This is a genomic window from Planomonospora algeriensis, from assembly GCF_977012225.1.
The window spans coordinates 1-6,371 of sequence record NZ_CDRNDK010000371.1; the positions used below are offsets into that span (position 1 = coordinate 1).

The window sequence follows — 6,371 nt, forward strand, 5'->3', positions numbered from 1 at the left end:
GGCGGTCCGGACCGCCCGGCGGGCGGCCCCTGCCGCGCAAGCGGTCCAGGGCCTCGAGGGAGGGCCCGCGGACGAGGCGGTCCCCGCATGCCCATCTTGCGGCCGGCGTCCGCCCTCCGACGCGCGCCCGTCCCCCGGGAACCGTACAGACGGGGAACTCCAGCGCGAGGGATGGCACGTGACACAGACCATGGCAGAGGCCGCGACCGGCACGCGGAACGGCACGCGGAACGGCACGGAGAGCGACCCGGCGGCCGGCACCGGGGCCGGCACCGGGGCCGGCACTGAGGCCGCTGCGGCGGTCGGCGCCGTACCGGGGACGGGAGCCGACCCGGACGCCCGCCGGCTGGCCATCGAGGAGGCCGCCGCCCGGGTGATCACCGACCCGGAGAACTCCAGGACCGCCGCCGGGCTGCTGGACGGGCTGATCGCCGATGAGGCCGCCGAGCATGGGGTGCGGACCTTCTCGGAGTCCGTCGCCGCCACCCACGCGGCCGGGCTGGTCGCCGACCGGCTGGCGGAGTTCGTCGCGGCGCACGCGGCGGAGCTGGACGCGCTGGTCCGCGAGGAGACCCGGTTCGAGTACTTCGGCCTGCGCACGGTCTACGACCGCTACCTGCTGCGCCACCCGGAGACCCGCAAGGTCCTGGAGCGCCCGCAGCACTTCTTCCTCCGGGTGGCCTGCGGCCTGTCGGAGACGGTGGCCGAGGCCGCCGAGTTGTACGGCCTCATGACCACGCTGTCCTACCTGCCGAGCTCGCCGACCCTGTTCAACTCCGGCGCCCGCCGCCCGCAGCTGTCGTCGTGCTTCCTGCTCGACTCGCCGCGCGATGAGCTGGAGGCCATCTACGAGCGCTACGGGCAGGTCGCGCGCCTGTCGAAGTACGCCGGGGGGATCGGCATCGCCTGGACCCGGGTGCGCTCGCGGGGCTCGCTGATCCGGGGCACCAACGGCCACTCCAACGGCATCGTGCCGTGGCTGCGCACGCTGGACTCCAGCGTCGCCGCGGTCAACCAGGGCGGCCGGCGCAAGGGCGCTGCCTGCGTCTACCTGGAGACCTGGCACGCCGACATCGAGGAGTTCCTGGAACTGCGCGACAACACCGGCGAGGACGCCCGTCGCACCCACAACCTCAACCTGGCCAACTGGGTGCCGGACGAGTTCATGCGCCGGGTCGAGGCGGACGCGACGTGGTCGCTGTTCGACCCCAAGGACGTCCCGCACCTCACCGACCTGTACGGCCCCGCCTTCGAGGCGGCCTACCGGGCCGCCGAGGAGGCCGGGCTGGCCGTGCGGCGGGTCCCGGCCCGGACCCTCTACGGCCGGATGATGCGGACCCTGGCCCAGACCGGCAACGGCTGGATGACCTTCAAGGACGCGGCCAACCGGACCTCCAACCAGACCGCCCGCCCCGAGAACGTCATCCACCTGTCCAACCTCTGCACCGAGATCCTCGAGGTCACCAGCGACGCCGAGACCGCCGTCTGCAACCTCGGCTCGGTCAACCTGGCCGCCCACCTGGCAGGGGACGGCGTCGACTGGGAGCGGCTGCGCCGTACCGTCCGCACCGCCGTGCGGTTCCTGGACCGCACCATCGACCTGGGCTTCTACCCGACGCCCGAGGCCGAGGCGGCCAACCGCCGGTGGCGGCCGATCGGGCTGGGCGTGATGGGCCTGGCCGACGTGTTCTTCGCGCTGCGCCTGCCGTTCGACTCACCCGAGGCGCTGGAGCTGTCCACCCGGATCGCCGAGGAGATCGCGCTCGCCGCCTACGGCACCTCCGCGGACCTGGCCGCCGAGCGGGGCCGGCACCCCTCCTACGGCGAGACCCGCGCCGCGGACGGGGTGCTCCACCCCGACCACTACGGCGACGGCCGCAGCGGTGGTCACAGTGACGGCCGCAGTGACGGCCGCAGCGACGCCCGCGATGCCTTCCGGTCCGCCGCGCGCTCGCCCGAGTGGGCCGCGCTGCGGGAGCGGATCGCGCGGACCGGCCTGCGCAACTCCCTGCTGATCGCGATCGCGCCGACCGCCACCATCGCCTCCATCGCCGGCTGCTACGAGTGCATCGAGCCGCAGGTCTCCAACGTCTTCAAGCGCGAGACCCTGTCGGGCGAGTTCCTCCAGGTCAACCGCTACCTGGTCCGCGACCTGCAGGCGCGCGGGCTGTGGAACGAGTCGATCCGGGACGCGATCAAGCGGGCCGACGGCTCGGTCCAGGACATCCCGGAGATCCCCGCCGACCTCAAGGTCCTGTACCGGACCGCCTGGGAGCTGCCGCAGAAGGCGCTGATCGACCTGGCCGCCGCGCGCACGCCGTACGTCGACCAGGCGCAGTCGCTGAACCTGTTCATGGCCACCCCGACCATCGGCAAGCTCTCCTCGATGTACGCCTACGCCTGGAAGTCGGGCCTGAAGACCACCTACTACCTGCGCTCGCGCCCCGCCACGAGGATCGCCCAGACCACCGTGGCCGCTCAGGCGGCGCCCGCGACCGTCTCCGACGAGGGCGCCGTCGCCTGCTCCCTGGAGAACCCCGAGGTCTGCGACGCCTGCCAGTAGGCCCGCGCCGCGCCCGGCCCGACGGCTTCACGACGACTTCACGCACGACCCGACGACGACACGGAGAACTCTCAGCATGCTGCTCGACCCCGGCATGGACCTGACCCTGCGGCCCATGCGCTACCCGGACTTCTACGAGCGCTACCGGGCCGCCATCCGCAACACCTGGACGGTGGAGGAGGTGGACCTGCACTCCGACATCGCCGACCTGGCGAAGATGACGGACCAGGAGCGCCACCTGATCAACCGGCTCGTGGCGTTCTTCGCCACCGGTGACTCGATCGTGGCCAACAACCTGGTCCTCAACCTCTACCAGCACGTCAACGCCCCCGAGGCCCGGCTCTACCTCAGCCGCCAGCTGTACGAGGAGGCGGTGCACGTCCAGTTCTACCTGACGCTGCTCGACACCTACCTGCCCGACCACGACGAGCGGGTCAAGGCCTTCGCCGCGGTCGAGCACATCCCGTCGATCCGGGACAAGGCCGAGTTCTGCTTCCGCTGGATCGACTCGCTCGGCGACCTGAAGCGGCTGGAGACCCGCGCCGACCGCCGGGCCTTCCTGCTCAACCTCATCTGCTTCGCCGCGTGCATCGAGGGCCTGTTCTTCTACGGCGCCTTCGCCTACGTCTACTGGTTCCGCTCCCGCGGGCTGCTCGGCGGCCTGGCCACCGGGACGAACTGGGTCTTCCGCGACGAGTCCATGCACATGGAGTTCGCCTTCAGCGTGGTGGACACCGTACGCGCCGAGGAGCCCGGCCTCTTCGACGACGAGCTCGGCGCGCAGGTCGTCCGGATGATCGAGGAGGCGGTCGCGGCCGAGCTGGCCTTCGCCGCCGACCTGTGCGGCGACGGCCTGTCCGGGATGGGCGTCGAGGCGATGCGGCAGTACCTGGAGTACGTGGCCGACCAGCGCCTGGCCCGTCTCGGCATGCCCGTCCGGTACGGCACCGCCAACCCGTTCGCCTTCATGGAGCTGCAGGACGTGCAGGAACTGGCGAACTTCTTCGAACGACGGGTTTCTGCATATCAGGTAGCTGTCGAGGGGAATGTCACATTCGACGAGGACTTCTGATTATGCGTTCGTCATAGGGGAACCCTCTCGCCGTTGACCTGCACCCCGCCCTGAAGGGGGCGGGGATTCCCGTGCCGCTCACGCGGCGGTTCGCGGCGTGCCGCGAACCACGGAACGGGTGCTTGACGCTTCACCGACCCGGGCAACCCCGAGTCTCCGCATCCTGAGACGACCGGCCCGGCCGCCTGTCCGCTTCGGACTCGAACACGTTAGCGTCCATTTCATGATCGAGGAGAGCGAACAGCGGAATTCCACAGGTCGCCATCGCGCTCCGGGATGTGCTGTCCACCGGCGGCCCGTCCCCTTGACGAGGACCGCATTCATTCCCGGCCTGAAGACCATCACGCCGACTCCGCCAGCGCCTGGGACCTCAAGTGCGACATGCGCGAGCACCTGGTGAGGTTCGTCCGGGAGAAGTACCCCGAGTCGCTGCCCCGCTTCCGGGTCGAGACCTCCGCCTGACGGCCTCCCGGCGCCTCCGCGGCGGGCTCCCGCACGGCGCCGTGCGGCCCTCACGGGGTGTTCGACGGCCGGAGCACCCGGGCGGCTCCGGCGATCAGAGCGGTGGCCAGGATCCACCCGGAGGCCACCAGCGTCCAGGCCAGCCACCGGGTCCAGCCGACCGGCTCCCACGCCCCGCGCTGCTCGAAGACGCTCACCGGGACCAGCAGGTCCAGCGTGTAGACGAAGGCGTTGAAGTGCCGGACGTGGTCCGGGTCGATCTTCACCGGAGGCGTCGCCGAGAAGACCGCCGTGCCCGCGGCCAGCAGCACCACCGCCCACAGCCCGGCCAGCCAGGGGCGGTAGCCGTACCCGACGGCGACGTCGAGCAGGCGGCCCCAGAACCGGCCGGTGGGCCTGAGGGTGCCGCGGTGCTCGCGCTGCTTGGCCAGCAGCACCCGGCGGGCGTCCGGCTCGTGGCCGATCCGCCGGTACCAGGCCGCCAGCTGCTCGTACGGCTGCGGCCGGTAGCCGCCCGGGTCCCGGCCGACCCACGAGAGCCGCTCGGCGACGGTCCACGAGCCGCGCAGTGCGTCGTAGGTCAGCCCGTTCAGCTGGACCCGGTCGGGATAGGCGCCGGGGTGGTCCAGCAGCACGCCGATCCGCGAGTAACCGAGGTTGACCTCGCCCTCGATCGCCGACGGCTTGAGGATCAGCTCCTCCACCTGCATGTGGCTCAGGTGCAGGGACCGGTCGGGCGCTCTCAGCGCCGCCCGGTCGAACGAGAGCACGCCGTTGATCCGCGCCCCGCGCAGCCGTACGGTGCCCACGGCGTCGAACCCCGCGCTGAACTCGGCCGCCGAGGACTCCAGGAAGTCGGCGTAGACGGCGTACGACGCGGCCGAGGACTCCGGGAAGCCGGTGTGGCCGTACGATTCGGCGGGCGGGGTGGCGGTGATGGACGCCTCCTGCAGGTAGAGGCCGCCGTGGAACTTGGCGCCCACCATGCGCAGTCCGCCGGTGGCCCGCAGCCCCCGCAGGAACGCGCCGCCGTCCACGACCGCGCCGCCCGCCCAGATCGCCCAGCGGTGCCCGTCGTCCAGGCCGCGCTCCCGCCGCTCGGCCTCGCTGTACGGCCTCCTGACGTCCTCCATGAACCGCACCAGGTCGGGGTCGGCCGCGTCCGGAGGGCTCACCCGCGCCCTGGCGAGCCGGAGCTGGCCGGTGATGCGGGCGTTGTCCATCCGCAGACCGCGCACGGAGGAGCCGTCGAAGTCCAGCAGCCCGTCGACGGTGCTGCGCGCCGCCCGGACCCGGCCCAGTTCGCACCCGCGGAAACGCAGGCCCTGGGTCTTCGCGTCGCTGATGTCGACCGTCCCGGACAGGTGGCAGTTGAGCAGGTGGAGCTTGGCCCCGACGGCGCCGTCCGACAGGTCCAGGTTGCCGGTGATCCGGGCCCCGGCCAGCCGCAGGCCGGGCGTCGCGCCCGGCTCCGGCTCCCGCGCGCCGAGCAGCAGCGCCGCGACGACCTCGGCCCGAACCGTCCGCTCCGGCCCCCAGGACTCCCCGTTCGCCGGGTCGTCGGCCTCCGGGTCGCCGGAGCGCAGATCCACCCAGGCGCCCGTGGGGTAGGCGTCCCAGAGCCGCCGCTCGGTCGGGTTCAGCCGCCGGAAAGGGCGGTTCAGCCGCATTCGGTCTCTCCGTCCTCCGCCGGGAGCGGTCTCGTCAACCGCAGTCGCAGCAGTCGCAGCAGGAGCAGTCGCACTCGCGCAGGTAGCAGCGTTCGCCGGCCGGGCGGCCCCGCTTCCTGCTCCACCGGGGCCGCCACATCCCGCAGGTGAGGAAGGTCGCCACCCCGGCCGCGGACTTGCGCACGAACCCCGGCCGTTCGTACGAGGCCGAGGACGCGGAGGCGCCGAACGCCCGCTCGACCGCCCGCCGCACTTCGGTGCCGAGCAGCACCTCGATCAGGTGCCGGTCCTCCAGTTCCACCTCCCGCAGGGCCAGGGCCAGACCGCGGGCGGCGTCGTCGCAGAGCCGCCGGGCCTCCTCGCGGGAGGTACCGGTGGCGGTCAGCGGGTTGAACGCCCCCCGCGCGTCGTCCTCCCCGCGGTCCTCCACCGCGTCCAGCAGGTGGGCGATCCTGCCGAAGAACCGGCCCGCCTCCGCCAGCGCCTCCGCGTTGCCCGGTTTTCCCGCGAGCACCGCCGTGTGCGCGAAGGCGGCCGCCACGGCCTCCTCGGCGGGACCGGTCAGGTCGAGCAGCGTGACGCCCGGCGACCCGGCCGCGCCGCC

4 protein-coding genes and 1 pseudogene are annotated in these 6,371 nt (G+C 72.5%); 3 read left to right on the plus strand and 2 right to left on the minus strand.

Annotation, left to right across the window (positions count from 1 at the left end; all coding sequences use genetic code 11):
• The first annotated feature begins 190 nt into the window (after positions 1-190).
• The 3 genes from ACWJ6R_RS27730 to ACWJ6R_RS27740 all read left to right on the plus strand — a co-directional run bounded on the left by ACWJ6R_RS27730 (position 191) and on the right by ACWJ6R_RS27740 (position 4,097).
• Positions 191-2,563, plus strand: a complete 2,373-nt coding sequence (locus ACWJ6R_RS27730; RefSeq protein ID WP_449065054.1) for a ribonucleoside-diphosphate reductase subunit alpha — start codon at positions 191-193, stop codon at positions 2,561-2,563.
• A gap of 76 nt (positions 2,564-2,639) precedes the next feature.
• Entirely contained in the window at positions 2,640-3,635 is a 996-nt protein-coding gene (locus ACWJ6R_RS27735; protein WP_449065051.1) for a ribonucleotide-diphosphate reductase subunit beta, read from the plus strand.
• 276 nt (positions 3,636-3,911) lie between these two features.
• Positions 3,912-4,097, plus strand: coding sequence for a hypothetical protein (locus ACWJ6R_RS27740; RefSeq protein ID WP_449065052.1), 186 nt, complete (start codon positions 3,912-3,914; stop codon positions 4,095-4,097).
• Between the two features lie 50 nt (positions 4,098-4,147).
• Here the strand turns inward: ACWJ6R_RS27740 and ACWJ6R_RS27745 are convergent, their stop codons facing one another.
• Positions 4,148-5,767: a pentapeptide repeat-containing protein gene (locus ACWJ6R_RS27745; RefSeq protein WP_449065053.1), complete on the minus strand. Its 1,620-nt coding sequence runs from the start codon at positions 5,765-5,767 to the stop codon at positions 4,148-4,150.
• A 34-nt stretch (positions 5,768-5,801) separates the two neighbouring features.
• A pseudogene (locus tag ACWJ6R_RS27750) lies at positions 5,802-6,371 on the minus strand (DUF5685 family protein); the annotation flags it as partial.